We start from the raw sequence: 26,009 nt of genomic DNA on the forward strand, positions 1-26,009 counted from the left end.
GTCTCCCCTAGACGCGCTTTTCCCGCAGGAGTCTCGTACCTTTCACTCCAATCAACTCTGTTTGGTTTCGGAATATCCTTCACTTGATACCTTAGTTAGAGTCCTCCAATTTATTCGTTATATCATGGTCTTTTTTTACTTCGGCTAACCAAACTGGATATTCCTCTTGTAATCTTTCAGAAAGAAGCGTTTCTTTAATTACTTCTTTACTGTCTTCTAAATTAGCTTTTTTTGCTTCCTTCTTACCGGTTACTTTTATGATATGGTACCCATATTCGGTTTTGACTGGATCACTGACTTTATTTATATCAAGATCAAAGGCAACATTTTCAAACTCTTCCACCATATCGCCTTTTCCAAAATACCCCAGACTTCCACCGTTATCCGCCGTTTCAGTATCAGTGGAATATTCAGCTGCCAACTTAGCGAAATCACCGCCTGCCGCAAGTTCTTTCGCAACCTTTTTAGCCGTTTTTTCGTCTTCGACTAAAATATGACTAGCTTCCACTTGTTCCGCTTGAGCAAATGTATCTTTATTATCTTCAAAATACGTACTGATTTCATCGTCCGTTACAGTAATTCTCGGTTCGACCAATTTTTTCGTTTGCAGGTAAACCACGATGTCCTTTTTTAAAGCATCCATTGAAGAACCGCTTGCTTCCAATTGTTCTTTTAACGACTTTTCATCACCATAGGACTCCACCATAACATCGATTTCTTTCTGGATTTCTTCATCCTTAATTTTGATTCCTGCTTTTTCCGCTTCCAATTCCACCAATTTATTCGTAATTAGCAGGTCTAAAGTATCTGCTCCGTACCCTGCAACAAGCGCGTCATACAGCTCATCCTCATTGATTTTCTCGCCATCGATACTCGCAATTGTCTTATCCATGGACGAAATCATCGCAAATGCCATGATCCCGGCAATGATTAAAATGCTCCCTGCCCAAATATATGCCTTCGTGCTTTTTAATAGTTTCATGAATAGTCTCCCTTAAGTTTTCTATTATGATAGCTTGTAAATATTAATTAATCCTTAAGACTTTAACTTAACCTTCAATATGTATGAACTCTATCATTATACTAACATACTTATATTTCTGCAGATATTTTAGAGCATTTCATTCTGTTATGGATTTACATTAAATTTTGGATGATTATAACAAAAAACGGTATTATACCGTTATATCAACTCTTGATATATAGGTAACAGAGTGTAATTCGGCTTTCACTCGTAAGTTTCGAGCAATACTCGTGAGTTTCCGGCTTTCACTCGTGAATTTCGAGCTTTTACTCGTAAGTTTCGAGCAAACGAAAAAGCATGGTGTACGGAGGGAATTCCTACACCATGCTTTATTTATTTTGTTATTTACGATGCATCTTGAATTCAAGGAAGAGTTCATTGTAACGGGCCAAGTTTTTCTTCCCAAGGTTTTCGTACACTTCCAGTTTCTTCGTCAGTTCAGGTGATGGATAGAAACGTTCATCCTTAACCACTTCTTCAGGCATATATTTAAGTGCTTCTTTATTAGGTGTCGAGTAACTTACATATTCAGCATTTTGAGCTGCAATTTTCGGGTCCAGCATGAAGTTGATGAACTGGTGGGCCGCATCGACATTTTTCGTTGTTTTCGGGATGACCATATTATCAAACCATAAATTGGACCCCTCTTTTGGAACAACGTATTCGAGATCTTCATTTTCAGCCATGATTTCAGAAGCAACTCCCGACCAAACAAGGCCAATCGCCGCCTCCTGGGCTTCCAATAGCATGCGGCTTTCATCTCCCACTATCGCTTTAATATTCGGGGTGAGGGCATCAAGTTTGGTTTTTGCCTCTTGAAGGTGTTCTTCATCTGTATCATTCAATGAATAATTCAAAGAGTTCAGACCCATGCCCATCACTTCTCTAGCGCCATCCGTCAAAAGGATTTCATTTTTTAAATCTTTATCCCATAAATCCGCCCAGGCCGTTATTTCTTTGCCACCGAGCATCTTGGAGTTGTAAACAATTCCAACCGTTCCCCAGAAGTACGGGACGGAATATTTATTCTCCGGATCGAATGGCAGATCGATGAATCGCTCATCGATATTTTTCAAATTCGGAAGCTTGGAATGATCCAAGGGAACCAGTAAGTCTTCTTGCCTCATCTTATCGATCATATACTCAGACGGAATGGCAATATCATAAGTGGTACCGCCCTGTTCAATTTTAGTCATCATGGCCTCATTCGAATCGAACGTCTCATAAATGACCTTTATACCTGTTTCTTCTTCAAAACGTTCGATTAGATCCGTATCGATGTAATCGCCCCAATTATAGATGGTAAGCGTATTGCTGCTCGTAAATCCCTGCGCTGAATTCAATCTTGAAATCGCATATAGCAGCAAAGCGGATACGAGGGAAATGAGCAAAAACATTTGCAGTAGCCTTTTCATCGTTTCCCCCCCATTCCCGTTTGCCTAACACGTTGAGTTATAAAGTAATAGACGACAACCAACAGCAGTGTCACGACGAACAGCAGTGTCGATAGTGCATTGATATTCAATGAAATTCCACGGCGGGCCAATGAATAGATTTCCACGGAAAGAGTGGAGAAACCATTACCGGTCACAAAGAACGTTACCGCAAAATCATCAAGTGAATAAGTCAATGCCATAAAAAAACCAGCAAAGATACCTGGCAAGATGTATGGAAGGATGACTTTCGTCAATACATCCCACCGGCTGGCCCCTAAATCCCGGGCGGCATCAATTAAAGTAGGGCTCATTTCCTGAAGTTTCGGAAGGACCAGCAGCACAACGATTGGGATACTGAAGGCGATATGTGACAACAGTACCGCGTAGAATCCAAGCTTGATCCCGGCCATTGTGAATAAAATCAGGAAGGAAGCACCGATGATCACATCGGGACTGACAATCAATACATTATTCAATGACAATACCGTATTCTTAGCTTTACTGCTCGTAAAGGAGCGAATTCCAATTGCCCCTATCACCCCGATGATCGTTGCGATCAGTGCAGATAATAAAGCTATCACAAGTGTATTCAATACAATGATCAACAGCCTCGTATCTTGGAACAGCTCCTTGTACCACTCCATCGTGAACCCTTTAAAGTCATACATCGTTCCACCGCTGTTAAAAGAGTAAAAGACTAAAAAGAAAATCGGTGCATAGAGAATGAGAAAAATCAAAACGAGAAACGCTTTTGATATTGGTGATAATTTATTGCCCAATTTACACACCCTGCTTTCGGTTACCCGTTACAAACATAATCAGGAACATTATAATAATCAAAAATACCGCGATCGTGGAACCCATTCCCCAATCCTGTGTTACAAGGAAATGCTGCTCGATAGCCGTACCAAGCGTAATGACTCGGTTACCGGCAATCAATCTTGTAAGCATGAACAATGAAAGTGCCGGGATGAAGACTACTTGGCATCCCGTCTTTACCCCATCTAACGTCAATGGAAAAATGACACGGCGGAATGTCATCCATCGGGACGCTCCCAAGTCATTGGCCGCATCCAAAAGGGTTGGATTCATTTCATCAAGCGCATTGAATATCGGTAAAATCATAAACGGGATGAAAATATAAACCGAAACGAATATGAAGCTGAAATCCGTAAAGAGAATCTGCTGCTTTCCGATTCCTACCGCCTCCAGAAATCCATTCGCCACACCATACGTGCCAAAAATTCCAATGAAGGCATAAGCTTTCAAAAGTAAATTGATCCAGGAAGGCACGATAATCAGCAAAAGCCACAACTGCTTATGCTTGGTTTTCGTTAACAAATAGGCTGTCGGGTAAGCGACTAAAAGGGATATTCCCGTAATCAGGAATGCATACCAAAATGAGCTCAATGTCATTTTTAAATATACTGGCGTAAAGAACTTTTGATAGTTAATCAATGATAAATTGCCTTCAATGTCAAAGAAGGAATAGTAAAGGATTAACAAAATGGGTGCGATCACGAATAAAGCAATCCATAAGACATAGGGTATGAAGTAAATATTACGGGATATTTTATTCTTCATGACTTTCCCCATCATGATACGCTTCCAGACGCTTATCGAATTCTTCTTCAGTTTCACCCAATCGCATGACATGGATCGATTCCGGTTCGAAATAAAGACCTATTTCATCTCCGACTGCCACTTTTTTCGTTGATTGGACAAGCCATTCATTTCCATCATGGTCATAACAGCTGATTTCATAATGAACACCTCGAAATAGCTGGGAGTCCACCCGAACTCGCAGTTTTCCGCGATCGACGGAAGTAATCTCTAAATCTTCCGGGCGGATGACAATATCGACAGCTTCATTACTGTTCAATCCTTGGTCAACACATTCGAACTGTCTGCCGACGAACTCCACGAGGTAATCTTCAATCATTTTTCCTTTTACAATATTGGACTCACCGATGAAATCGGCAACGAATCGATTCAGCGGTTCATCATAAATATCCGTAGGGGTCCCGCTTTGCTGGATTTTCCCTTTGTTAAGGACAAAAATCTCATCTGACATCGCTAAAGCTTCCTCTTGGTCATGAGTGACGAAGATAAACGTGATTCCCAGCCTCTGTTGCAGCTCCCGCAATTCATATTGCATTTCTGTACGCAATTTCAAATCGAGGGCAGATAGCGGTTCATCCAGGAGAATGACTTCAGGTTCATTAACAATAGCCCTCGCAATAGCTACCCGTTGCCGCTGGCCGCCGGACATTTCCCTGATCTCCCGTTTTTCATACCCTTCCAAATTAACAAAGCTGAGGGCTTCCTTCACCTTGATTTCCACTTCCGAATTCTTCATTTTTTTGATCCGAAGACCAAATGCTACATTTTCAAACACATTTAAATGCGGAAACAGTGCATAATCTTGAAATACCGTATTCACTTGCCTTTTATTGGCTGGCACATCATTGATCTTTTTCCCTTCAAAGTAAATATCACCTTTGGAAGCTTCCGTAAATCCGGCAATCAAACGAAGGATCGTGGTCTTCCCACACCCGGAAGGACCCAATAGCGTATAGAACTTCCCTCTCTCGATTTCAAAACTAACATTATCGAGAACCACCGTTTCATCATCAAATTGCTTCGTAACTTGATCGAAGCGTATTATATTCCCATTTGCCATAGCTTCTTCCCTCTCTCCATTCCCTTACTCATCAATCTTCAACGATTGCATTTTTTTGAATTCTATAAGTATGATTCCGTCACCACGAGTAATAACTCGGACGGACCTTCAAAATCATTGATGATTTGATGTTCATCTGAAGCATGAAAATAAATCGATTCCCCTGCCTTGACGAAATACGTATGTGTACCCAGCTTTACAATGACTCTTCCGCTTAATACATAACCGAATGTTTCCGACAAGGATGGTTCAAATTGTTTGAACTCCCCTTTTTCCTGGAGAGTCAGGCGAATAGGTTCCATTTCCTTTTCATTCGATTCAGGCACGAGCCACTGAATTTGGTATCCCCGTTCTTCATCGATGAAAAATGTTTGTGCTTCTTCTTCATACACTACTTTTTGGACTTGATCCTCATCATCGAAGAACTGTTTCGGCTTGCAGCCGAGTACTTCTAAAATATTGAAAAGAGTTTCAATCGAAGGGGAACTAAGATCCCTTTCCAACTGTGAAATATACCCTTTGCTTAAATCCGTTCTTTCGCCCAATTCTTCCTGGGTCAATCCCTTTTTCAAGCGAAGGTTCTTTATTTTTTTTCCAATTTGCATTCCATAACCCTCAATCGGTTTACTTATAGTAAACACAAAGTAGATAAAGTTTTATATAAGTAAACTTTAAGTTTAATTTTACGAATATCATTATACAGGAAATGCCGGAAACTTCAAACGGAATTTCCGGCATTCATTAAAAAAAGGACTGCCGCCTGGCAGTCCCCCTTTTACAACTTCAGACATATCTCTTCCGCTTTCTTTTCCCCATCAGCAATACAATCCGGGATTCCGACTCCATTGTATGAACAGCCCGCAAGTAAAACATTCGGATAATTCTCGGAGATTTTCGCCTCCAGTGATTGAACGATTTGAGGATGTTTAATATGGTAGTTCGGCATATTTTCATGCCATTTCGTCACTTCACTCGTAATTGGATTCCCAGAAATGCTTAGACTGTTCATAATGTCTTGTAAAGCCACAGAGATCAATTCCTGTTTTGTAAGGGACTGTAATCGTTCATAGTCCGGACTAGAGCTTTTATAAAAAAGCCTTACCAAAAGCTGACTGTTTTCAGAAGTATGCTCCCATTTCCGGCTTGTCCAGGTGCATGCATTACAGATCAAATCACTATTATCGCCTGCAATGAAACCTGTCCCGTCTTTAGGAAGCATGCTGTCCGGGATATCGAATCCAAGATAAACGCTAATCATCGAACTATTGATCAAGCCGTTGAAATCCTCATCCAACTCCCTATCCCCCAATAATTTCTGGGCAATTGTATGCGGTGTACTCAATACGATAAAGTCCGTTTCCAGCGTTTCACCGTTTGCCAATGTAATGATGTACGCCTCATCATTTCTTCCGATTTTATCTACACTGACCCCTTTTAATATCTCGACCATATCGAGGCTTTCCTCTATTCTTTCTACCAATGTTGATAAGCCATTTTTAAACGAAAGGAACTTCTTATTTCCCTTGCTTTTATATTTCTGCTTATTTTCCGATAGACCTCGTATTATACTGCCATATTCATTTTTATAATCCAGCATCTCTGGCAGTGTTTTGGCAATGGTCAATTCATTTAATTTTCCTGAGTAAACACCTGATAGGACAGGAGATATCTGCTTTTGCACCAATTCCTTTCCTAAGAAACTTTCAAGAAATAAACCGATGGAGTCATTCTTCGTAAATGTCTCATTTTTTGTGTAGAAATCCTTTAAGGCGTCGACCTTACCTTGGGCGGAAACCAGATCACTTTTGGCCAGTGACTCCAGGCTCATTGGTATTCCGAATAGGGCATCTTCGGGGATTCCCTTCAGCATCCCATCTGTATGAATGAATGATTTTCCCGTCGCATTATAGACGACTTGGTCCTCCAGGTTCAATTCTTTAAGAAATGGCTGTATATTCTGTTTCCTGGCGACGATCGAATCGGCACCCGCTTCAATTTTAAAAGGACCATCGTGCACAGTCCTTATTTTACCGCCTAGTTCCTCATTTCCTTCTATTAATATTAATCGTACGGAGAGACTCCTCGCTTTAACTGTCTTTTGTAAATAATACATGGTTGATAAACCGGTAATGCCTCCACCTACGACTACGACTGTTTTCATTAGGACTACACCTCGATTAAGATTTTGCAATAAGTAAAGTGTACCATAAGGCAGCGGCATTATTAAAAGCAGCCCTTCTAAAATCTTCGGTTACATAACGAAACCTGTAACAAATTGGACAAAAAAGACTTCCCCTTTTGGAAAAGTCCATTAGCCAATTTCATTTGTTATTCCTCCCTTATTCGATATCCTTGTTCCCCATATCCAATCTATATTCCATTATCTCCATCAACCCGCTTCTGCCTTCCTTCTGAATGCCTGTATCCTGAAACCCCGATTTCGCATAAAGCGTTTTTGCGTTCACGTTCATGAAGTCCACTGCCAGAATGATCGAATCCTTGTTTGGAAAAATCCCTTTTGCGAATTCCGGAAGGATTTGCAAGGCTTTCTTTCCTATCCCTTTTCCCTGATGTTTTTGATCAACAAGGAATCCCCGGAGTAAAATCGCTTTTTTATCGCTGGTGAAAGGGTCGGTGTTTTCGCCAATGTGTAAAACGAAAAAGCCAACTGGGATACCATCGGCCAATATTACGAAAGGGTGCCTGTCGCAATCTTCCCGGCAATATTTCAGTGACTCTTCCGGCAGAGCTGAAAAAGGAGTTTGTGTATTCGGTAAATAAAACTGGGAAAGCTGGTGAAGGTGTTCCGGTATATAAGGCGTTAAAGTTATGGTCTCGATTTCCTTTTCCATTAAGCACACTCTCTTTCATCAATTATTGAATACAATAATGATTCGATGCCCTGTCCGATATTCCCTTCACAAACCGGAAGGAGCACTGTCGATATATTCGACAGTGCTCCTTCTGTATAATCAATGTGTATTTTCATTGATAGTGAGTGCTTCCCGTAAATTGATTTGCTGGCGGAGTATGTTGGCAACATCACGGGAGATTTGTCGTTTTTCAAACATATCCTGCACTTCGTCCCGTTCTGCCTGGATCGCTTTATAGAACAGCTCCCTTTCATACTCAACCATTTTACTCGGGGTACTGCCTCTGTTCTCACGTTTGCATTTTAAAATCAACACTTTATACTCGTCTATGATCATCGAGGATGTCTTATGATTATCGGCTGTAATTCCGGCCTGTATCTCTTGGATGGCGGCTTTATACATCCTGATTTTAAGATCCCTGACCTTTTCCAATCTCTTAAGATTGATTTTTCTTATTTCACTTTTATTAGGGAAAAATAATTTTAATACCCTCAGCATACTTCTCCTGAACAGCGTTACTGACCTAAAAAAACGGAACTTCAGTCGATTTGTTACGGCACCTTCCATACGCTGGATATATTCCTTGCATATATACGCCGTCTCCCGGTCCACCTTTTCATCCTTAATGAGTTTATCAAGGAATCTTTGCTCTGCTTCAAGGGCTTTGAAGCGAAGATCCTTCTCTTCTTCCCTTAATGCGGCCGGTTCTTTCTCCTGTTCTACATAGGACAGTTCATTGATCTTGGTACAATACCTGGATATGATCGACAAAGCCGCTTCCCGGTTTTCATCTGTCATTTGGGACTCAATCACCCGTATAGCGGCTTGATGTGAGTGGATGGCAGCAGCTTTCGTTTTGTCAGCCTGCTTATCCACCACTTCCTCTTCTTCCGACCGTGCCACGATTGGCAGAAATACACTCGCAACAATCAGTGTCAGCAATATGACACCTGCTGCAATGAAAATGATTAATGAACGCTCAGGAAAAGGACTTCCATCTGCCAACACATATGGAATCGAGAACGAACCCGCTAACGTTACAGCTCCGCGAACTCCGGAAATGGTAATGATCCCGGCCGCTTTGAAGTCCGGTTTTTGGGCTCCCGCTTTTTTCGTCATCCAGCCAATCGACCAGGCAGCCGTTAGCCAAATGAATCGTAAAGCGAAAAGGAAAAGTGTAATGATCACGATATAAAGGATCACTTGTCCATTATTGAAGGCTGGATCTTGAAAGATCGTTTTCGCAACGCTTGGGATTTGCAAGCCAAGCAAAACGAATACAAGACCATTCAATACATATAAAATGACGGACCATGTACTCTTTGAAACGACTTGAAGTTCCACTGTTGGTGAAATTTCCCGATCTCGTTCAATGGCATGGACAATTCCCCCAGCCACGACTGCCAAAATCCCAGAAAGGTGGAAATGTTCCACAGCGAGGAAAATAATAAAAGGAGTCAGGATTTGGATAAGCATATGCATCGTGACATCTTCCATCCCTAAACGGCGAAGAAATACACGAAGCCTGATAATGATGAAAGCTAGTATCGCTCCACCTACAAACCCACCAATTGCAATCCATATGAAACTGAAGGTTGCGTCGACTAAGGAGAAAACACCAGTGACCGTAGCTGCAACGGCAAACTTAAAGGCAACTAAACCTGAGGCATCATTCATCAGCCCTTCGCCTTCGAGAAGGTGCATGATGCTCTTCGGCAATTTGACACGACTCGCCAAAGCACTTACTGCCACTACATCCGTAGGTGACAGAATGGCCGCCAAAGCGAATGCTGCAGGCAATGGTATCGAAGGGATCATCCAATTAATTAAATACCCGCCTGCCCAAACCGTTATGAATACGAGGCCCAGTGCAAGCATCAGAATGGGTGCTCTCAACTTCCATAGTGCTGTTCGGGGTACATTTTTGCCATCATTGAACAATAGAGGTGCGATGAATAATAGCAAAAATAATTCCGTCTCCATCTCAACATGCATGCCCAGGGGTAAAAGTGCCAATATGACACCGAGTGCTATTTGTATTAATGGTACAGGTATAAAGGGTATAAAATGGTTAATTACATTAGACACTCCTATCAATATAAGAAGGGCTAATATAACAAGAAAAAACTCCATACGAACATCAAACTTCCTCTCTCATCTATAATCATAAATATAAGCGTAACATATTTATACCCAGTCAATCATGCATTAACTATTCTAACCTGGAATCCTTCTGAATAATGATATCTTTTATCAAAAGCGAAGGAGCTTACGTTGTGTACGATGAACACCCGCAAAGAAAAAAGCTGATTGGCTAAACCTTGATCAGCTTTCCCCACATGTTGAAAGAAATGGGAACTAAACGACTCATTTAGTTCCCGGGACGAATAGACGAAGATGTTTATGCAGTACATTTGCCTGGAAAGGAAGAAGAATGCCTTCATCGCCATCGATATTGACTGCAAGTTCCTCTGACGTGGTTAAATGGAGCTTGGATGTTTTAATATATTCGACTTCGTCATTCCCCATGATCTCCCCCCTGATCAAACTGGGAATGATCTTGACGATGAGAGGAAGAGATAAATCCTTAATGATGAATGTGTGCAGCTTTCCATCATTCACTTCCGCCTCTGGTGCAAGTTGTTCAAAACCGCCGACAGAGTTAGTCATGGTTGCAATCAGTAAATGAGCCTCCCCCATCCACTTCCCGTGATCATGTTCAACCGTTAAAGGAAACGGAGTCTTTTTAATGATCGCTTTTGCTCCTTCAATGAAATAGGCAAAAGACCCAAGACGGGTTTTTTGTTCAACGGAAACATTATAGGTGGCCTCCGCGATTGCCCCTACCGCCAACACATTCATGAAGTAACGGTCATTGATCTTCCCTATGTCCGATTCCTTAATATGCATATCCTTCAATGTCTCGATGGCTGCATTGGGATTCAGTGGTATTCCCAAAGACCTGGCGAAATCATTGATGGTTCCTAGTGGAATGATCCCGAAGATAGGCCGATGCTGCTGCTCGCCCAAGCCATTCACTATCTCGTTCACCGTTCCATCACCACCCATGGAAATGACAGCATCGAATCTATCTGCACAGGCCTCCTTTGCAAAACCCGTCGCATCCCCCTCTCCTTCCGTTTTACGAACGCATACCTCATCAAAAAGTTCCCCTAGTGCCTTTTCCGCTTTCGGCAAAATCTTCCCTGCCTTTTCCTTGCCTGAAGATGGATTGACGATAATCATCGCTTTCGACATATGCTACCTCCCATAATTGTACTTCTACTAGCAAGTTACCTCTTTACTGAAGTATTAAAACCATACAGACAGGAACTTACATATAATCGTTGCCGCTTGGATTTTGCTGACATTTTGGAACAAGCTCTTTTATGTTACATCGACTGTGAAACAGGCATTCAATGATCACCCAACTTCCTGTTTCCCATCTGTTATATTAATGGCCCACTCTACACATTGAAAATTGTTTGTCCGTTCCACTCCCTCATTTTTTTTCGTTTTATAAAAAGCATTATTTCTTTCATTTCCTACTTGCCGTGGAGAAAAATAAAAAAATATACAGATGATAAATCCCTTTCCAATAGGGTTTTCACACTATGGGTGAAAAAAATTTCAAATTTTCTGTAAAATACCTATACATTTTCCAGATACAGGTATATACTGTATTATAACAACAAGCAAATGACAAAAACTGTACTATAAAGAGGGGGAGCGAGACATGCAAGCAAATCAATCAGATTTACTCATAATCGATTCATTTAAACATTGCCTGGAATGTGGTGAAACACATGTGGACCATTCAAATTCCTATCTGATGGAATGCGATCGCTGCCTTTCCAAACGTGAAGAATAAAGCGACCGGAAAATATATCTAACATTAAAAGGAGGAAATCATCATGCAAATGAAAAAATCCATTGAGTTTTTTAACAATATCCCTGCTAAACATTGCCCTGAGTGCGGTGACCATATTATCGAGCATGCTGAATCCTACTTAATGGAATGTGACCGCTGCCTTTCCAGACGCGAAGACTGATTAAACCAAAATCAAAAAGGAGGAACCATCATGCAAACTATAAATCCACTGGAATTCTTCAGGACACTGCCGCCTAAACAATGTACGGAGTGCGGAACCCATATCATTGAACAAGCTGAATCCTATCTCTTGGAATGTGACCGCTGCCTTTCCAAACGCGAAGACTGATTAAACCAAAATCAAAAAGGAGGAATCAACATGCAAACTATAAATCCACTGGAATTCTTCAGGACACTGCCGCCTAAACAATGTACGGAGTGCGGAACTCATATCACTGAACAAGCTGAATCTTACTTGATGGAATGTGACCACTGCCTTTCCAAACGCGAAGACTGATTAAACCGAATCATAAGGAGGAATCATCATGCAAACCAAAAATCCATTGGAATTCTTCAGGACACTGCCGCCTAAACAATGTACGGAATGCGGGAGCCATATCATTGAACAAGCTGAATCCTACCTCTTGGAATGTGACCGCTGCCTTTCCAAAAAAGATGAATATTAATAAAAGATGCTGACATCAAGGACCTATATAGGCCATGTTGATGTCAGCATTAACCTTGTTATCTGCCTCCCTTCCTTGCATTCAAAAAAGGATGTCCCCTGGACACCCTTCAGTCTTACTATCTTTTCATCTCCCAATATATTTATCTACATACTTCCCGCTGATCTTCCTGCTGCTGTATTGTAAGAAGTCCAATGCAAAAATCATGAATTCAAGGCCCAGACGCTTATCGGAGCGCATAAAATCAGAACCTAGCAGTTTCTCCAATTTTTCAAGCCTATGATATAACGTTTGCCGGACAATGAATAATTGTTTTGATGTTTCCTGTTTAGAACCGTTACAGGCAAGGTATGTCTTCAGGGTAGGCATTAGCTCTCCATTGTTTTGCTTGTCGTATTCAATGACAGGACCTAAATATTCATATACCGTTTCCTCCAGATTGCCATGTTTATTTATGAGTGAAATCATGCGATGCATATGTAAGTCCTGATAAAAGAAGCTCCTGTCATCCTCTGGTAATGTATCCTGAAGCAGCAACGTTTCTCGGGCCGTTTCATAACTCTTATAAATCTCACTTAACCTTTGAACATGCTTACCAAAACCAATGGAAAGCAGCCCCATACGATTACGCCCGCTTACATCCATTTTCATGATTCGATCCAGCGCGCTTGTAACCCTTGATTTCCAATCTTCGGATGAACGATTATCACCTAAAATAAAAACAAGATGCTGTTGTATTTCCATGGAAAATATCTGAAAGCCGTACTGTTCAAAAACAGTTCTAAACATTATCTTAAAATAGGTTCCATCTAATTTTGCGGAATTTTTATTATACTTTGGGTGTTGTTTGCAAATGCAAACAATTCCGCCATCCAACTGCATTTTCGGATCAATATAGGAAAGCCTTTCCCGGATCGCTTCGTCACTATATTCACCTTCAATCCAATTTGTAAGCCATATACTTTCTTCCGACATTTTCTTTTCTTCTATATACAACTCCCTTAATAGATGCTGTGCCAATGCGGTAGCCGTTCGATCCAAGATCAATGAATCAAAATCAGTCAACTCCCTGCCGTTGCTGCAAATGAGCAGTTCAGCATAATTTTCGCCAAGCACTTGAATCGGCTGTCCAAGAACGGTTTTATCCAACTTCCGCTTCTCTTCATATATGTCCGCTACCATTTGATAGGTTGATTTTTTCTTTATTTTTGGAATACTGGCTATTTCATTTTCATTAAAGATAAGAATAACCTGTACATGTAAATAGCTGTGGAGAAATTTTAGAATTGGTTCATAATGGTCAATTTCGAGGAGATTTTTATTTAACTGCTGTGAGTAGTTTTCTAAGTTGGAGATCATCTGATATTGTTTATTGATGATAAGGGAATGTATATCCTGCGTGATTTCCACGAAAGGGACTTCTTCATGAAATAGGATGATAGGGAATTGCCGTTCATTTGCGAGATCGATGGCACATTGCGGCACTGCCATGGTGTTGGCGCCCATCTCTATACAGAGTCCAGCTGCATCGCATTCTACTAACTGTCTTAAGTAGGATAGAAATGTGTCATCGCAGTCTTTCCACCCTAAACCGGTAGTCAGTATCAGTTCGTTTCCATTTAACAAATGGCTGATTTGGGTGACTTCCATGCAGTGGACCCACTTCACTTGACGCTTTATCCCACTGCTTCCTGCAATTATATCCGTCAGATTAAAATGCTTGCGTGTTAGAATTTCCTCGATTGTAATCGATGTATTCATCCAGCCACATCCTTTTATAAAACCGCTTTAAAATCTATTATAAACGGACAACCCTTAAATCTCCAGACACTTGTCAGAAAATCTAACGTCAAAATTCTACAAAAAACTCGAACAAAAAGGACCCATTCGTGAGGAATAGGCCCGGTCCATGACTATTTCAATTCAATTTTTTTTTGAAAAGCAATGTAGAGAAGTATTTCCTTCCTTCCGGGGTTTTGATGTTCAATTGCTTCCATTCCTGCTTCGTTCCTTCAATCAGTTCAAAATCGAGAAAGGCTCCACTTAAACTTTCGGAAACCCGGGTGATTCGATATCCTCTTTCAAGCAAAAAATCGATTTGTTCCCTTTCTAAGCGATACTCTTGATATTCGGACATTTACATTCCCCCTTTTTCAAACGTTCTCCTTGCCGGTCGAAGCCGTAAAAACCATCTCTTCCTCAAGTTCTGGACCTTCCCCAATTATCCAATCCCTTCCAACTGAAATACCTAAATATTTCTCATCGCTCGGATCGATGATTTCAGCTTGTTCATATCGCTTGAACCACCAATACTTAGCCAATATAAAATAACTAGCACCGCCGAGAAGGAAACCGATAATAAACGAATAATTTGAAAAAATCGTGGCACCGATTCCTCCAATCACCCAAGAAATGATTCCTGCCCAATTCACTCCATTCAAGTACTTATACTGGCCTTCACTTTCATAGAGTTCTTGTACATTCACTCTCCGTTTACGAAGGAAATAGTAATCCGCTACCAGGATGCCGACAATGGACGCCAGGATTCCACCTATTATTAATAAAACTTCTATGATGATGCCGAACAGGCTCCATGGCTGAACTACTATCCCAATAACCCCCGCTACAACGACTCCCGCCCAAAATGGCATTTTAGGACCCATGACATTGGAGAAAATGGTAGCTGCGGGAATGACATTGGCCGTAGTATTCGTCGACCATTGAGCAAATACGATCATGATCAAAAGGACGCCGAGGGCAATTCCACTTGCTGATCCCTGTATGGCAACTACAGGGTCATAATTGGAAACAGCCATATAAGAAACCGCTCCGATAATCACCATGAACGTCTGGGTGATGGGATAGGTGATAATATTCCCAATTATTTGCCCCTTATTGCGTTTGAACCAATTTTTTTCATTTTTTGGTGCCTTTATATAGCGGGAAAGCGTCGGCATATCTGCAGTCAATGTGCCCCAAAATCCCATATTTGCCATAATGACGACCATGAAAGCCGTTGCGGCGGCCCCGCCAGTGACCGGACTTTCAATCCAGGACCATACCTCCCTTCCTTGGGCCACAGCCTGATCGGATAGGGTGAAATACATCCATCCAGAAATTAGAATGATGACGGGCGCCGCCAAGTCGGCGAATCGTTCAATCGACTTTATTCCCATTGCCGTGTTGACCAATTGTAAAACGGCAAAAATGAGGAAGCAGATAAACCAATTATCAAAGTCAAAAAGAGTTGTAAAGATAGCGTTCATTGCAGTGGCTCCAAAGTAAGTATTGAGGCCGAACCAGCATGACGCTACAAAACCGCGCACAACCGAAGGGATGTGGGTGCCAATCGTACCGAACGGCGCCCTCATATAGACTGGAAATGATATTCCATGTTCAACACCGATATCCCCTGTCATTGTCATCAAAAAGCCGAGAACCACACAGGCAATGACCGTTGCAAGAACGACCCAGCCTAAGGATAAACTTTGAACACCGTTCCCACCGATCGCGAAGGCAGCCAATACTACAGCCATGCCCACCCAAATGAAACCAAATCCGGCTGCACTTATGTTTTTCTCACTATGAGGTATAGGCAGCAAATCGGGAGACTTTAAATAATCTTTCTTCTCACTCATAAAAATCCCCCTAATTTAATTTGCAAGATTCCTTACCGAAGTCAGACTGTAAGCTTTTTCCCGGTATCCGGCTTCAACGCCGAATTATATTTTGCCCGTTTCAAGAATTGTCCTTTTCCAGCTTCGCCCACAAATTGTTTGTCTTTAATGACGAATTGACCTCTCGATAAAACGGAAACCGGCTCACCCGTAATTTCCATACCCTCAAACGCATTATAATCCACCGCCATGTGATGAGTATCTGCAGAAATGGCCCTTTCAACCTTCGGGTCAAAAATGACAATATCAGCATCCGAGCCTACGGCAATCGTCCCTTTCTTAGGGAATAACCCAAATAGTTTGGCAGCACGTGTAGAGGTCATGTCGACGAATTGATTCAAGGTAATGCGCTCTTTCATGACCCCTTCAGAAAAGAGGATACTCATGCGGTCCTCTATCGTTGGGCCGCCGTTCGGTATTTTCGTGAAATCTTCACGTCCAAGTTCCTTCTGTCCCTTAAAGTCAAAAGAGCATTGATCGGAGCCGATCGTTTGCAGCTGCCCCGTTTTCAAAGCATTCCATAGCACTTCCTGGTTTTTCTTCTCCCTTAACGGCGGGGACCATACATACTTAGATCCTTCAAAATGGGGCTTTTCAAGATAAGACTGGTCAAGAACCAAATATTGCGGACAAGTCTCACCCCAAATATCCACCCCTTTATTCCTTGCCTCAGTGATCTTTTCAACCGCATCTTCACAGGTGACATGAACGACATAGAGCTGGCCATTTGCCATTTCCGTCAGTTTAGCTGCACGTCCAGTTGCTTCCCCTTCAAGCTCCGGAGGCCTTGTTAATGCATGGTAAATTGGATCGGTGTTCCCTTCGGCAAGGGCCTGCTTTGTAAGATAATCGATGACATCACCATTTTCAGCATGAACCATGACAAGTGCGCCAAGTTCCTTTGCTTGCAACAAAGTGCGGTATAGCGTGGCATCATCAGCTTGAAAAACATTCTTGTAAGCCATGAATACTTTAAAGGACGAAATCCCTTCATTATCGATGATACTTGGCAACTCAGCCAATACTTCATCATTAATCTCACTGATCATTAAATGAAAACCATAATCTATGGCCGCCTTTTCATTGGCCTTTTCATGCCATGTTTCAATTGCTTTCTTTAAAGGCACCCCTTTTTCGGTCAGGCAAAAATCGATGATCGTTGTCGTGCCTCCATATGCAGCAGCGATTGTACCTGTTTCATAATCATCCTTTGTCGTTGTCCCGCCAAACGGCATATCGAGATGGGTATGCGGATCTATGCCCCCCGGAAAAATATATGCGCCTTTTGCATCAATGATTTCAGCCCCCTCAGCCGACAGGTCCTTGCCAATCATTGCAATCTTCTCATTTTCAATCAATATATCCGCTTGATACGTATCTGCAGCCGTTGCAATCGTTCCATTTTTAATGATTTTCTTCATATTCGACCCCTCCATCATTTTACGAAATCAACACTTTCACTGCTTATGCCCCCAAGGAACGATTGGCGTTCATTCCACGTCATTGGCGGCAATTCATTTGTCAATTCGATCATATCGATCGCCCCATCGGCCGGACAGACGATCGAGCAAAGATTACAGCCTACGCAATCCTCTTCGCGCACTCTCAAGAATGAGCTGCCTGACGTGTCCTTTAACATATCTATACATTGATGCGATGTATCTTCACACGCAATATGGCATTTATTGCAGTTAATGCACACATCATTATTAATGCGCGCAACGACCTTATAATTAAGATCTAAGTTCCCCCAGTCGGAATAGCGCGGTACGGACTTACCGACAATATCCATCACGGAGGATATCCCTTTTTCATCAAGATAATTGGACAGTCCATCGATCAAGTCTTCAACTATTCTAAAACCGTGATGCATGGCAGCTGTGCAAATTTGCACTCCAGTCGAACCCATCAGCAAAAATTCCACCGTATCCTGCCAATTTGAAATGCCGCCAATTCCCGAAATGGGAACATTGATCATTTTATTCCTTGCACACTCTGCCACCATATTCAAAGCAATCGGCTTCACAGCTGGACCGCAATACCCTCCGTGAGCACCCTTGCCGCCTACATGGGGAATCGTATTCCATGAATGGATATCCACTCCTGCCAAGCTGTTGATCGTATTGATCATGCTTATTGCATCCGCACCGCCGCGCACCGCCGCTTCAGCCGTAACCGTAATGTCGGTTATATTGGGTGTAAGCTTGACGATGACGGGCTTGGATGCAGCTTCCTTCGCCCAGTATGTTTGCTTTTCAACCAGTTCTGGAACCTGTCCCGAAGCAGCTCCCATCCCACGCTCAGCCATACCGTGCGGGCAGCCAAAGTTCAACTCGTAACCATCGACCCCTACATCTTCTATGCGCTTGATGATCTCATGCCACTTTTCCTGTTGTGGCTCCACCATCACCGATGCAATGATCGCATGATCAGGGAACCTCTTCTTCGTTTCATATATTTCCTTCAGATTCACTTCCAGCGGACGGTCCGTTATCAATTCTATATTGTTGAACCCGGCAACTCTTTGTCCATTAAAACTGACCGCTGCAAAACGTGATGAGACATTCAGGATGGGGTCACCCAATGTCTTCCAAACAGCTCCTCCCCAGCCAGCTTCAAATGCACGCTGAACTTGATAACCCGAATTAGTAGGTGGTGCTGAAGCAAGCCAAAAAGGATTGGGAGATTTAATACCTGCAAGATCAATTGATAAATCAGCCATGATAAGCCTCCTATTTTTCATAGTTATTTAAGCAATATCCACCGCTCCGCCCATCAAAATCGAATCAATTTCATAGGCTGTCTTTTTCCCTTGCTGGGCAGCTGAAACAACCATTGCCTCACCTTGGCCTTTTCCGAAGATCACGTCACCGCACGCAAAGATCTTGTCATTCGATGTCCTGTAGGAATCACCCTCCAATGTCACGACGCCATCATCATGTTGAATGCCGAACTGTTCAATCAATCCTACATACCTTGATTGGCCTATGGCACGAATGACGCCATCGACCGGAATGACGAACTCTGATCCGGAAATTTGGACTGGACGGCGCCGGCCATCTTCACCTGCCTCGCTAAGCACCATTTTTACGCACTCGATACCCGTTACCTGACCGCTTTCATCCGATAGGATCCTGGAGGGGGCAGTCAGCCAGTGAAAACCGACACCTTCTTGTTTGGCAAACTCATACTCAAAATCATAGGCAGTCATTTCCTTTTGGGTACGACGATAAATAATGCTCACCTGTTCGGCGCCCAGGCGAATAGAACAGGTCGCGGCATCGATCGCCGTGTTTCCAGCCCCAATCACCGCCATCTTCTTCCCAATGAATTTATCAGTGATTGTCCCTGTTTTCGTTGCCTTTACGAAATCGATTGCATCATAAACTTCAGCTAAATCCTCCCCTTCAATCCCAAGCTTAGGAACATCGGACATGCCTATCGCTAAAATGACCGCATCATGGTCGGCAGTCAGCTGATTTGCGGAAACATCCACCCCGACCCGTGTATTCGTTTTAATATCAACATCCAAACTCTTTACTTGTTCGACTTCCCAATAAGAAATGCTCTGAGGTAAACGGAACGATACAATTCCGTAAGTATTTAATCCGCCTGGATTCTTTTCAGCTTCGAAAATGGTTACACTGTAGCCAAGCAAGGCTAACTCCCTTGCTGCAGACAAACCCGCCGGACCGCTTCCTACAATGGCAACTTTTTTGCCATTCTTCTTCCCGGCCTTGAATAGGGCTTGTTTATTTTGGATGGCCCAATCTGTGGAATAACGCTGGAGATTGCCGATCATGATCGGCTTTGTAGAATGGTTCAGGACACATGCCCCCTCACATAACTCTTCAGTCGGACATACCCGCGCACAGCTGGCACCGACAGGATTGGCCGTCATGATTGTCTTGGCCGACCCTTTAAAATTACCTGATGCTATCTTCTTGATAAAACCGGGAATATCTATTCCGGTCGGACAGGCTTGGATACATGGGGCATCATAGCAGTATAAACATCGATTCGATTCTTCCAAAGCTTCCCTTGGGGATAATCCCCTCTCCGCTTCCTGAAAGTTAATCTCTAGACCACCTTTTAACGGGCTCGTCATACTCATCCACTATTTCTCCTTCCAAACATTTATTTTTGAAAAATAAAAAGGGAGGAATTGCGTGCATTCTCTCTACTGTCCTCATATTTAAACGATTGAAAGCATTGCCAACATGGTTTACATCCATTTAATCACCTAACAAGTCATGGCGATTTCCCAGCCAAGAATCTCTCATTTTGTTTATTATTTTCTCTCTGATTCTCTCACTGGCCACGCCCCGGTCCCTGTTTCCTTTAAAAAGCCCCCCCTACTAATCTTAAAAACTCAAATCCTGATGATAAATCAGAGAATTGAGTATTCTTTATTCTATAATGTTGAAAAGCAAGTTACATTATACAAAGTGTAAAGTATTTCCAGGCACTAAATTTGCAATATGTAATATTCATGTTATTTTTCCTAACAATAAGTGATAAGCCTCGTCATTTTTCTACATCCAAACTTACTTTTCATCATACTTACTGATATTTTTGGCTGATTTGTTCCGATTACCTGCTTATCAACACTTTGTCCACATAAAAAAAAGCCCAGAAACGAAAATTCTTGGTTTCCTGGGTCTTTTCACATTTATCCACAACTTATTCACATATTATATGGTGTTATTCTCTTTGTTTTTGCAGAACAGAGGCACTTCACCAAAAGTTATCCACATTAACGAATCGACTTTTCCACTTATCAACAACCCATTAAAAATTTATCAACAAGCAGGTTCATTCCGGATGTATAACGTATCGTTTATATTTCTCATAATCCGTTTTCTTGCACTCAAGCTTTATTCGATAACCGATTGCCTCATATTCCGTTTCCGTTATGTGACCATTTTCATTGAAATAAGAAACCAGCTGCCCTTGGTCAAATGGAATCAGCATTTCACAGTGAGTATAGTCGACAAAAATATGCTTGCGAATTTGATTTATCAATTCCTCGATGCCAACTTTGTTTTTTGCTGACATATATACAGAGCCACGATTCACCTGAGGGATATCCAAATCGGTAAGGTCCGCTTTATTATACGCAAAGATCGTCGGAATCCCTTTAATGCCTATATCGTTTAAAGTCTTTTCCGTTATCTCTATTTGCTGCTCATGATTAGGATTGGAAAAATCGACAACATGGATCAACAGATCCGCTTCTACCACTTCTTCCAATGTGGATCGGAATGCCTTCACTAGATGATGCGGCAATTTAGACACAAATCCCACCGTATCCGTCAATAAGAATTCCTTTTTATCCGGCAGCGGAATGTTTCGAACGGACGTCTCAAGCGTAGCGAACAGCATATCCTTCTCCAACACCTGCTTTTCGGCAGTTGGATGGAACATCTCAATCAGTGCATTCATGATCGAAGATTTACCTGCATTGGTATAACCGACTAAGGATACGACAGGGATGGCATTCTTTTTCCGCTGTTTCCTCTGCGTTTGCCTGTGTGCAACAAGGTCTTCCAGTTCTTTATTCAAAACACTTATATTTTCCTCGATCCTCCTGCGGTCAAGCTCTAACTGCTTTTCACCTGCTCCTTTGTTTGTACCGACCCCGCCGCTCTGACGCCCTAGCGACTCCCTTAAACCAACGAGACGCGGGAGCATATACTGCAGCTTTGCCACTTCTACCTGAAGCTGTGCTTCCTTCGTTTTCGCCCGATGCGCAAAAATATCCAGAATCAAGATTGTCCGGTCAATCACCTTGCAATCCATGTCTCTCTCCAGATTACGAAGTTGCGAAGGGGAGAGCTGGTCATTAAAAATGACGACATTAGCTTCTCTATGCTCAACGAGATTTTTCACTTCCTCGATCTTCCCGGTACCGATAAAATGTGATGAGTTCACCCGATGCAAATTTTGTGTGATGGTCCCTGCAACCTCTACCTCACATGCTTCCGTTAAATTGGCCAATTCCTCCATCGAATACTCAAAATCCTTTGAACCGTTGAGATTGACTCCAACCAAAATTGCCCTCTGCTGTAATTCCATCATTTCAAATCCCTTCCGTACATACCTTACTCCCTATATTATACTTAAACAAACTGTCATGCTGCCTAAAAGCGAGCCACATTGTAGTATACCAGGCATCGCTTGCATAAAGGTTGCTGCCCTGAGCAAAGTGTTTTTATTGGACTTCCTTTTACTTTCAACAAAAAATATGACAACCGACTATTTTTTCAAAGTTTCACATGAAACAATTGGAAAGCTCAAAATAAAAGCTCCCTGGTGCACCTTAAGATGCACCAGGGAGCCCATATTATTCTATTCTTTTATTCTCAATAACCTAAGACTGTTCAATGTAACTAATAGCGTCGCACCCATGTCGGCAAAAATTGCCATCCAAAGTGTTAACCAGCCCGGCGCTATCAATAATAAGGCCAGGACTTTAATCACCAATGAAAACGTGATGTTCTGCTTAATGATTTTTAATGTTTTGCGGCTTAAGCGGATTGTATAAGGCAGCTTCGATAAGTCATCACCCATCAAGGCAATATCGGCTGTTTCAAGGGCTGTATCCGTGCCTGCCCCTCCCATTGCGATTCCTACCGTGGAAGCTGCCAAGGCCGGAGCATCATTGACACCATCGCCTACCATGGCCACTCGATCGTATTTTTGTTTCCATCGTTTAATGATGGTCAATTTATCCTGCGGCAAAAGCTCCGCCTCAATCTCATGAACGCCAGCTGCCGCTCCAATCGCTTTTGCCGTACCGATATTATCGCCAGTCAGCATGATCGTTTTTTCAATGCCCAAAGCATGCAGTTTCCGAATGGCTTCCTTACTGCTTTCCCTTATTTCATCAGACACCGCGATGAGTGCATGGAGCTTCACTTGATCGCCAAGCACCATCACCGTTTTCCCTGTATTTTGATAGCCGCTGATTAATTTAAGCACATCATCAGAGAAAACGAAACCTGCCTCTTCCACAAAAAGGTGGGGTTTACCAATGTAATAGATTTCTTGATTGATTTTCCCTTTTATCCCTTTACCGGTGATTGCAGTAAAATCCTCTACCAATAAAGAATGATAGTCCACATCGTAGGTTTCCGCCTTTTGAAGAATGGCCGTGGCAAGGGGATGCTGTGATCTGCTTTCTAAAGCAGCGGCGATAGCCAGCACGTCCTGTTCATTCAACACATCAGATAACATTTTGAAATCGGTCACCTCAGGTACGCCCTTTGTTAAAGTACCCGTTTTATCAAACGCGATTGCCTTTAAGGCTCCCGCTTCCTCCAAATGGACCCCGCCTTTAATCAGCACACCATGTTTCGCAGCATTTCCGATTGCTGTCACGATGGCGATGGGCGTAGAAATGACCAAAGCACAAGGACAGCCGACAACCAGTACAGCCAATCCCCGATAAATCCATTCACTCCAATCCCCGTTCATCACGATCGGGGGTAATACCGCAATGCCCAGGGCAATGAGCATGATGGCCGGCGTATAAAATTTTGCGAATTTATCCACGAAGGCTTGGGAAGGAGCCTTTTCGGCCTGTGCTTCTTCAACAAGGTGGATGATTTTTGCAATCGTCGTATCCTCGACCCGCTTCGTGACCTCCACTTCGAGCAGCCCTTCACCATTTAGGGTTCCGGCAAATACTTCACCCTCAACCGTTTTAAAAACCGGCTCGGATTCACCAGTAATGGCTGCTTGATTAAGTGTCGAGGCGCCCTTCATGATCCGGCCATCCATTGCAAGCTTTTGACCAGGTTTAACGATCATGATGTCGCCCACTTCAACCTCATCAACAGCAACCATCATTTCATGATGCCCTCTAAGGATCAAAGCTTCTTTAGGTGCGATGTTCATTAATGATTCGATGGAATTACGCGCCTTATCCATCGAATATTTTTCCAATGCTTCACTTATCGCAAATAGAATGACGACGGTCGCGCCCTCGCCCCATTCACCAAGCACGGCCGCCCCGATGATGGCAACCGTCATAAGGGTGTGCATATCAAAGCGAAGCCTTACAAGGTTTTTCAAACCATTGACAAATAATGAATATCCTCCAACTATGATTGCAGCCGCATAACCGATTACCGGCATGATGCTTCCATCAGCATATCGCTTATCAAATATCCAGCTGACCAGCAATAAGATAACCGAAAACACCACTTTTATATTTTCTTTTTGCTTCCAAAATGGTTCCTTTTGAGTTGCCTGTTCCTGTTCACCGCGGATCTTCAGGTTATCGAAAGCTCCCGCCTTTTCAATCTGTTCAATGGTCGTGCTGCCCTGTACCGATATCTTCGAGGCGCCAAAGTTGATTTTGGCATCCTTTACACCCTCTAGTTCACGGACATTGTTCTCGAATTTAGCCGCACAATTCGTGCAGGATAGACCCTGGATACGATATGTTTTCATTGGGGATTCAGCCATCGACCCTTACCTCCTGCTGATGTTCTAATGCAATGAGAATCAATTGCTTAATATGGTGATCATCCAAAGAATAAAAAGCCAACTTACCTTCTTTTCGATATTTTACGATTGCATGTTTATAAAGGGTACGAAGATGATGTGACGTCGTCGCCATCGAAGCACCAATGATATTGGCCAGATCGCACACACACAATTCCTCGTCCGTACAGAGCGCATAAGCTATCTTCGCCCTATTTTCATCGCCTATAACCTTAAACAGCTTCGATATGCTGGATATATCCACCTGGGTCATTTCCCCTTGAATGCGATTGACCTTCACTTCATCATGCAGGTGAACATCACATATATCTTTCAGTTCCGTCATCTTCTCACACCTCTCATTCAAATCTTCGTTTGATTATAATATAACACAATTCCCTGAATATTCAAATCCATATTTGAATGTATAAGAATCTTTTCCCCTTCCCAAAGAAATTAATGAAAGTGCCCATATGTTTTTATATGTGGGCCATCGTTTTTTTGTTTCCCCTTTTGCTAACAAAAAGGTCATGCTGCCCTCTTCCCTGATCTTCAAGCAAAAAAAAGAAGGGACAAATTCCTTTACGCCCCTTCAAACAATGATTTCAGTAATTACCTATCGTTACCTTGATACGTATAATATATTTAATTTAGTATTTTATAGAAAAACTATGATATACTTAGTCAAACCTTTTTAAGCGTTTTACTTTACTTGTACCATTTACCCTGCTTATCGTTTAGCAGGGTTTTTTGTTATGTATTTTCACAAAACAAAAAAAGACGGACCCTTTAAAAAGGATCCGTCTTTTTTTGTTATCGAAATTATGCTTTTTGAACGTTAGAAGCTTGAGGTCCGCGTTGACCTTGTTCTACTTCAAAAGTAACTTCTTGGCCTTCGTCTAAAGATTTGAAACCTTCGCTTTGGATAGCTGAGAAATGTACGAATACGTCGTCTCCGTTTTCGCGTTCGATGAATCCAAAACCTTTTTCTGCGTTAAACCATTTTACTTTACCTTGTTCCATTGTTGTTGCCTCCTAGTGCATCTAAGCACAATGTATTACTATCCTTGCTCTAAGTCATCATCGAAAACGAAAAGTAGTACTTTTAGTATCCTTAGTACCGAACAAAAATAATTAAGACTAAGCATAACATTAAATGGTAGCGATTGCAAATAGTTTGGGGAAACTTTTTTCCAGCAATTTTTAATACTCTCTAAATTCTATAAAAAAAAGCAGTAATGAAAGTGACTCTATCTATTACACATG

General features: G+C 42.2%; 26 protein-coding genes. 5 read left to right on the forward strand and 21 right to left on the reverse strand.

Features of this window, described 5'->3' with window-relative positions:
* Nucleotides 1-91: 91 nt before the first annotated feature.
* The 11 genes from AC2YHV_RS24785 to AC2YHV_RS24835 all read right to left on the reverse strand — a co-directional run bounded on the left by AC2YHV_RS24785 (nt 92) and on the right by AC2YHV_RS24835 (nt 11,274).
* Complete coding sequence (locus AC2YHV_RS24785; RefSeq protein WP_063574516.1) at nt 92-982, reverse strand: peptidylprolyl isomerase; 891 nt, start codon at nt 980-982, stop codon at nt 92-94.
* Nucleotides 983-1,365: 383 nt separating this feature from the next.
* Entirely contained in the window at nt 1,366-2,439 is a 1,074-nt protein-coding gene (locus tag AC2YHV_RS24790) for an ABC transporter substrate-binding protein (RefSeq protein ID WP_487374385.1), read from the reverse strand.
* The gene (locus tag AC2YHV_RS24795) at nt 2,436-3,239 is read right to left on the reverse strand and encodes an ABC transporter permease (protein WP_487374386.1); all 804 of its coding nucleotides are present in this window, start codon (nt 3,237-3,239) and stop codon (nt 2,436-2,438) included. Before AC2YHV_RS24795 ends, AC2YHV_RS24790 begins: the two co-directional genes overlap by 4 nt.
* Nucleotide 3,240: 1 nt before the next feature.
* The gene (locus AC2YHV_RS24800) at nt 3,241-4,044 is read right to left on the reverse strand and encodes an ABC transporter permease (protein WP_034305104.1); all 804 of its coding nucleotides are present in this window, start codon (nt 4,042-4,044) and stop codon (nt 3,241-3,243) included.
* Entirely contained in the window at nt 4,034-5,143 is a 1,110-nt protein-coding gene (locus tag AC2YHV_RS24805) for an ABC transporter ATP-binding protein (RefSeq protein ID WP_063574518.1), read from the reverse strand. The genes AC2YHV_RS24800 and AC2YHV_RS24805 overlap by 11 nt, the downstream gene beginning before the upstream one ends.
* Nucleotides 5,144-5,205: 62 nt before the next feature.
* On the reverse strand, nt 5,206-5,748 hold the full coding sequence (locus AC2YHV_RS24810; RefSeq protein WP_034304877.1) for a helix-turn-helix domain-containing protein: 543 nt from the start codon (nt 5,746-5,748) through the stop codon (nt 5,206-5,208).
* Between the two features lie 170 nt (nt 5,749-5,918).
* The gene (locus tag AC2YHV_RS24815) at nt 5,919-7,304 is read right to left on the reverse strand and encodes a protoporphyrinogen oxidase (RefSeq protein WP_063574520.1); all 1,386 of its coding nucleotides are present in this window, start codon (nt 7,302-7,304) and stop codon (nt 5,919-5,921) included.
* Nucleotides 7,305-7,482: 178 nt separating this feature from the next.
* On the reverse strand, nt 7,483-7,995 hold the full coding sequence (locus tag AC2YHV_RS24820) for a GNAT family N-acetyltransferase (protein WP_057276340.1): 513 nt from the start codon (nt 7,993-7,995) through the stop codon (nt 7,483-7,485).
* Nucleotides 7,995-8,132 carry a hypothetical protein gene (locus AC2YHV_RS24825; RefSeq protein ID WP_156404321.1) on the reverse strand — a complete coding sequence of 46 codons (138 nt, stop codon included), beginning with the start codon at nt 8,130-8,132 and terminating at the stop codon, nt 7,995-7,997. Before AC2YHV_RS24825 ends, AC2YHV_RS24820 begins: the two co-directional genes overlap by 1 nt.
* A complete protein-coding gene (locus AC2YHV_RS24830; RefSeq protein WP_063574522.1) occupies nt 8,116-10,149 on the reverse strand; it encodes a Na+/H+ antiporter in 2,034 nt (677 codons plus the stop codon). Before AC2YHV_RS24830 ends, AC2YHV_RS24825 begins: the two co-directional genes overlap by 17 nt.
* A gap of 234 nt (nt 10,150-10,383) precedes the next feature.
* On the reverse strand, nt 10,384-11,274 hold the full coding sequence (locus AC2YHV_RS24835; protein ID WP_487374387.1) for a diacylglycerol/lipid kinase family protein: 891 nt from the start codon (nt 11,272-11,274) through the stop codon (nt 10,384-10,386).
* A gap of 478 nt (nt 11,275-11,752) precedes the next feature.
* On the opposite strand from AC2YHV_RS24835, the gene AC2YHV_RS24840 reads away from it, so the two are divergent.
* The 5 genes from AC2YHV_RS24840 to yhfH (AC2YHV_RS24860) are packed head-to-tail and all read left to right on the forward strand — an operon-like array spanning nt 11,753 to nt 12,573.
* A complete protein-coding gene (locus AC2YHV_RS24840; protein WP_487374388.1) occupies nt 11,753-11,887 on the forward strand; it encodes a hypothetical protein in 135 nt (44 codons plus the stop codon).
* Nucleotides 11,888-11,930: 43 nt separating this feature from the next.
* Nucleotides 11,931-12,068 carry a protein YhfH gene (gene yhfH, locus AC2YHV_RS24845; RefSeq protein WP_082162914.1) on the forward strand — a complete coding sequence of 46 codons (138 nt, stop codon included), beginning with the start codon at nt 11,931-11,933 and terminating at the stop codon, nt 12,066-12,068.
* A 30-nt stretch (nt 12,069-12,098) separates the two neighbouring features.
* Nucleotides 12,099-12,236, forward strand: coding sequence for a protein YhfH (gene yhfH, locus AC2YHV_RS24850; protein WP_082854478.1), 138 nt, complete (start codon nt 12,099-12,101; stop codon nt 12,234-12,236).
* 30 nt (nt 12,237-12,266) lie between these two features.
* Nucleotides 12,267-12,404: a protein YhfH gene (gene yhfH, locus AC2YHV_RS24855; RefSeq protein WP_082196596.1), complete on the forward strand. Its 138-nt coding sequence runs from the start codon at nt 12,267-12,269 to the stop codon at nt 12,402-12,404.
* 28 nt (nt 12,405-12,432) lie between these two features.
* The gene (yhfH, locus tag AC2YHV_RS24860; RefSeq protein ID WP_082854479.1) at nt 12,433-12,573 is read left to right on the forward strand and encodes a protein YhfH; all 141 of its coding nucleotides are present in this window, start codon (nt 12,433-12,435) and stop codon (nt 12,571-12,573) included.
* 126 nt (nt 12,574-12,699) lie between these two features.
* Here yhfH (AC2YHV_RS24860) and AC2YHV_RS24865 read toward each other — a convergent pair whose 3' ends face one another.
* The 10 genes from AC2YHV_RS24865 to AC2YHV_RS24910 form a co-directional block, all read right to left on the reverse strand.
* Nucleotides 12,700-14,334 carry a PucR family transcriptional regulator gene (locus AC2YHV_RS24865; RefSeq protein WP_487374389.1) on the reverse strand — a complete coding sequence of 545 codons (1,635 nt, stop codon included), beginning with the start codon at nt 14,332-14,334 and terminating at the stop codon, nt 12,700-12,702.
* A 157-nt stretch (nt 14,335-14,491) separates the two neighbouring features.
* On the reverse strand, nt 14,492-14,710 hold the full coding sequence (locus tag AC2YHV_RS24870; protein WP_034304894.1) for a hypothetical protein: 219 nt from the start codon (nt 14,708-14,710) through the stop codon (nt 14,492-14,494).
* Nucleotides 14,711-14,726: 16 nt separating this feature from the next.
* Nucleotides 14,727-16,211 carry an NCS1 family transporter gene (locus tag AC2YHV_RS24875; RefSeq protein ID WP_054398348.1) on the reverse strand — a complete coding sequence of 495 codons (1,485 nt, stop codon included), beginning with the start codon at nt 16,209-16,211 and terminating at the stop codon, nt 14,727-14,729.
* Between the two features lie 41 nt (nt 16,212-16,252).
* The gene (gene hydA / locus AC2YHV_RS24880) at nt 16,253-17,671 is read right to left on the reverse strand and encodes a dihydropyrimidinase (RefSeq protein WP_034304900.1); all 1,419 of its coding nucleotides are present in this window, start codon (nt 17,669-17,671) and stop codon (nt 16,253-16,255) included.
* Between the two features lie 14 nt (nt 17,672-17,685).
* A complete protein-coding gene (preA, locus tag AC2YHV_RS24885) occupies nt 17,686-18,972 on the reverse strand; it encodes an NAD-dependent dihydropyrimidine dehydrogenase subunit PreA (RefSeq protein ID WP_034304903.1) in 1,287 nt (428 codons plus the stop codon).
* Between the two features lie 27 nt (nt 18,973-18,999).
* Nucleotides 19,000-20,358 (reverse strand): NAD(P)-dependent oxidoreductase, encoded by a 1,359-nt coding sequence (locus AC2YHV_RS24890; protein WP_487374399.1) that lies wholly within the window; start codon nt 20,356-20,358, stop codon nt 19,000-19,002.
* A 707-nt stretch (nt 20,359-21,065) separates the two neighbouring features.
* Nucleotides 21,066-22,331, reverse strand: a complete 1,266-nt coding sequence (hflX, locus tag AC2YHV_RS24895) for a GTPase HflX (RefSeq protein ID WP_487374390.1) — start codon at nt 22,329-22,331, stop codon at nt 21,066-21,068.
* A 270-nt stretch (nt 22,332-22,601) separates the two neighbouring features.
* A complete protein-coding gene (locus AC2YHV_RS24900) occupies nt 22,602-24,725 on the reverse strand; it encodes a heavy metal translocating P-type ATPase (protein ID WP_063574527.1) in 2,124 nt (707 codons plus the stop codon).
* Nucleotides 24,718-25,089, reverse strand: a complete 372-nt coding sequence (locus AC2YHV_RS24905) for an ArsR/SmtB family transcription factor (RefSeq protein WP_098866074.1) — start codon at nt 25,087-25,089, stop codon at nt 24,718-24,720. Before AC2YHV_RS24905 ends, AC2YHV_RS24900 begins: the two co-directional genes overlap by 8 nt.
* A gap of 476 nt (nt 25,090-25,565) precedes the next feature.
* On the reverse strand, nt 25,566-25,766 hold the full coding sequence (locus tag AC2YHV_RS24910) for a cold-shock protein (protein WP_034304915.1): 201 nt from the start codon (nt 25,764-25,766) through the stop codon (nt 25,566-25,568).
* Nucleotides 25,767-26,009 lie beyond the last annotated feature (243 nt).

This window comes from Peribacillus sp. SRI_006 (assembly GCF_057586375.1).